This window comes from Pedobacter sp. Leaf170, from assembly GCF_920984665.1.
Lineage (GTDB): Bacteria > Bacteroidota > Bacteroidia > Sphingobacteriales > Sphingobacteriaceae > Pedobacter.
In genome coordinates this window covers 2,450-5,889 of sequence record NZ_CAKLBP010000014.1, presented here as the reverse complement: position 1 = coordinate 5,889, position 3,440 = coordinate 2,450, and the positions used below count along the sequence as shown (strand labels likewise).

The 3,440-nt window shown below is 47.5% G+C and carries 2 rRNA genes; both read right to left on the bottom strand.

Annotated elements, in window-relative coordinates:
- Window positions 1-64 precede the first annotated feature (64 nt).
- Window positions 65-176, bottom strand: a 5S ribosomal RNA gene (gene rrf / locus LUA90_RS19395).
- Window positions 177-311: 135 nt separating this feature from the next.
- Window positions 312-3,189: ribosomal RNA gene (locus LUA90_RS19390) — 23S ribosomal RNA — on the bottom strand.
- Window positions 3,190-3,440: the final 251 nt, after the last annotated feature.

Sequence of the window (3,440 nt, the reverse complement as noted above, 5' to 3'; positions counted from 1 at the left end):
TGTGCAAAAAAGCTTATAAACAAAGAAAGCCTTGCAACAATTGTTACAAGGCTCTTCTTTTAAGATTTGGCACCGACCTACTCTCCCACGTGTTACCGCAGTACCATTGGCTCTGGTGGGCTTAACTTCTCTGTTCGGAATGGGAAGAGGTGGACACCACCGATATAGGCACCTAAATGTTTTAATATAAGTGTTAAGTTTTACGTTTTAAGTGATACGTTTTCACGTATTACCTATAAATACAACCTACAACTTAAATGACATATTATTGAAAGAAGTTAAGTTTTGAAGAACAAACAACAGTATGTTGCTTTTGAAAGCTTCGGATGATTAGTATTACTCGACTATGCTGTCACCAGCTTTACATCTATAACCTATCAACGTAGTCATCTTCTACGGTCCTATATGGAATTCTCATCTCGTGGCTAGTTTCGCACTTAGATGCTTTCAGCGCTTATCTATTCCCAGCGTAGCTACTCTGCAATGCCCCTGGCGGAACAACAGATTCACTAGAGGCTAGTCCAACCCGGTCCTCTCGTACTAAGGTCAGCCCCACTCAAAATTCCTACGCCCACAACAGATAGGGACCGAACTGTCTCGCGACGTTCTGAACCCAGCTCGCGTGCCACTTTAATCGGCGAACAGCCGAACCCTTGGGACCTTCTCCAGCCCCAGGATGTGACGAGCCGACATCGAGGTGCCAAACCTCCCCGTCGATATGAGCTCTTGGGGGAGATCAGCCTGTTATCCCCAGCGTACCTTTTATCCTTTGAGCGATGGCCCTTCCATGCAGAACCACCGGATCACTATATCCGTCTTTCGACCCTGATCGACTTGTAGGTCTCACAGTCAAGCAAGCTTATGCTATTGCACTCCTCATACGGTTACCAAGCGTATTGAGCTTACCTTTGAAAGCCTCCGTTACCTTTTTGGAGGCGACCACCCCAGTCAAACTACCCATCAAACAATGTCTCCCGTTTGTACGGGATTAGACACCGAATACAGAAAGGGTGGTATTTCAACGTTGACTCCACGACGCCTGGCGACGCCGCTTCATAGTCTCCCACCTATCCTACACATCCTGTATCCAATGTCAATGTTAAATTGTAGTGAAGGTGCATGGGGTCTTTCCGTCCCGTTGCGGGTACCCGGCGTCTTCACCGGGACCACAATTTCACCGAGCTCATGGCTGAGACAGCGCCCAGATCGTTACACCATTCGTGCAGGTCGGAACTTACCCGACAAGGAATTTCGCTACCTTAGGACCGTTATAGTTACGGCCGCCGTTTACTGGGGCTTCGATTCAATGCTTCTCCTTGCGGATGACATCCCCTCTTAACCTTCCAGCACCGGGCAGGTGTCAGGCCTTATACTTCATCTTTCGATTTTGCAAAGCCATGTGTTTTTGTTAAACAGTCGCCTGGGCCTTTTCACTGCGGCTGACATTACTGCCAGCGCCCCTTCTCCCGAAGTTACAGGGCCATTTTGCCGAGTTCCTTAGCCATGATTCACTCGAGCACCTTAGAATCCTCTTCCCGGATACCTGTGTCGGTTTGCGGTACGGGTTTTTATAACCTGAAGCTTAGCGGTTTTTCTTGGAAGTCTGTTTACCTGCTCTATCCACTCATCCGAAGACTCGCGGTACTATTAGTTTTCAGCTAGGTCGGCGGATTTGCCTACCGTCCTAATACCTACAACCTTTAACGAACTATTCCGTCAGTTCGCGGCAGTGTCACTACTCCGTCCCCACATCGCAGTTATAAAAAGTACTGGAATATTAACCAGTTGTCCATCGAATATCCCCTTCGGGTTCTCCTTAGGTCCCGACTAACCCTGATCCGATTAGCGTTGATCAGGAAACCTTATCCTTTCGGTGGGCGGGTTTCTCGCCCGCCTTATCGTTACTTATGCCTACATTTGCTTTTCTATACACTCCAGCACCCATTACCAGATACCTTCACTGTATATAGAATGCTCCCCTACCGATATATTTCAATCCCATAGCTTCGGTGATACACTTAATGCCCGTTTATTATCCATGCCCGATCGCTCGACTAGTGAGCTGTTACGCACTCTTTAAATGAATGGCTGCTTCCAAGCCAACATCCTAGCTGTCTGTGCAATCGGACCTCGTTAGTTCAACTTAGCGTACACTTGGGGACCTTAGCTGATGGTCTGGGTTCTTTCCCTCTCGGCGCGTGACCTTAGCACCCCGCGCCTCACTGCAGACCATATTTCATAGCATTCGGAGTTTGTCTGGATTTGGTAGGATTTGACTCCCCCGCACCCAATCAGTAGCTCTACCTCTATGAAACTTAATGTCCACGCTGTTCCTAAAAACATTTCGGGGAGTACGAGCTATTTCCCAGTTTGATTAGCCTTTCACCCCTACCCACAGATCATCCGGAAACTTTTCAACGTTTATCGGTTCGGTCCTCCAGTACGTGTTACCGCACCTTCAACCTGTCCATGGGTAGATCACAAGGTTTCGCGTCTACCTCCTCTGACTATACGCCCTATTCAGACTCGCTTTCGCTTCGGATCCGTGTCTTAAACACTTAACCTTGCCAGAGAAGAGTAACTCGTAGGCTCATTATGCAAAAGGCACGCCGTCACACAACTTGTATGCTCCGACCGCTTGTAAGTACACGGTTTCAGGTTCTATTTCACTCCCCTGTTCGGGGTTCTTTTCACCTTTCCCTCACGGTACTGGTTCACTATCGGTCTCTCAGGAGTATTTAGCCTTACCGGATGGTGCCGGCAGATTCCCACAAGGCGTCTCCGACCTCGCGGTACTCAGGATACTACTAGGCTAACATTCTATACGTGTACTGGGCTATCACCATGTATCGCCGGGCTTCCCATCCCGTTCCACTTCTGTTTGTTAATGCCATATCGTAGTCCTACAACCCCCACTTTGCCGTAACAAAGTAGGTTTGGGCTCTTTCCCTTTCGCTCGCCACTACTCAGGAAATCATTATTATTTTCTCTTCCTCTGCTTACTTAGATGTTTCAGTTCGGCAGGTTTGCTCATTATATGTGACTGGTCTTCAACCAGCCGGGTTGCCCCATTCGGAAATCTTCGGATTAAGTCCTATTTGCAAATACCCGAAGCTTATCGCAGCTTATCACGTCCTTCATCGCCTCTGAGAGCCAAGGCATCCCCCGTGTACTCTTTCTTACTTTCTTCTACTTATACGCCTTTTGCGCCGTATAGTATGCTTTTTTGCTCTTGTTATGATGTCTCATACCTCGCTTTGTATTGCTACGCTGCTCGGTGAGCACAAACAAAACAGTCGCCTATTGTTGTTTGCTCTTCTTTTTTAACTTCTTCCAATATGTCAAAGAACTTTATTAAGGTATAAGGCTGAGGGTATAAAGGTGTAGGGTTTAATGGCCCCAACCTAAGCCTATAGCTTATTCCTTATTAGTAAAAAACT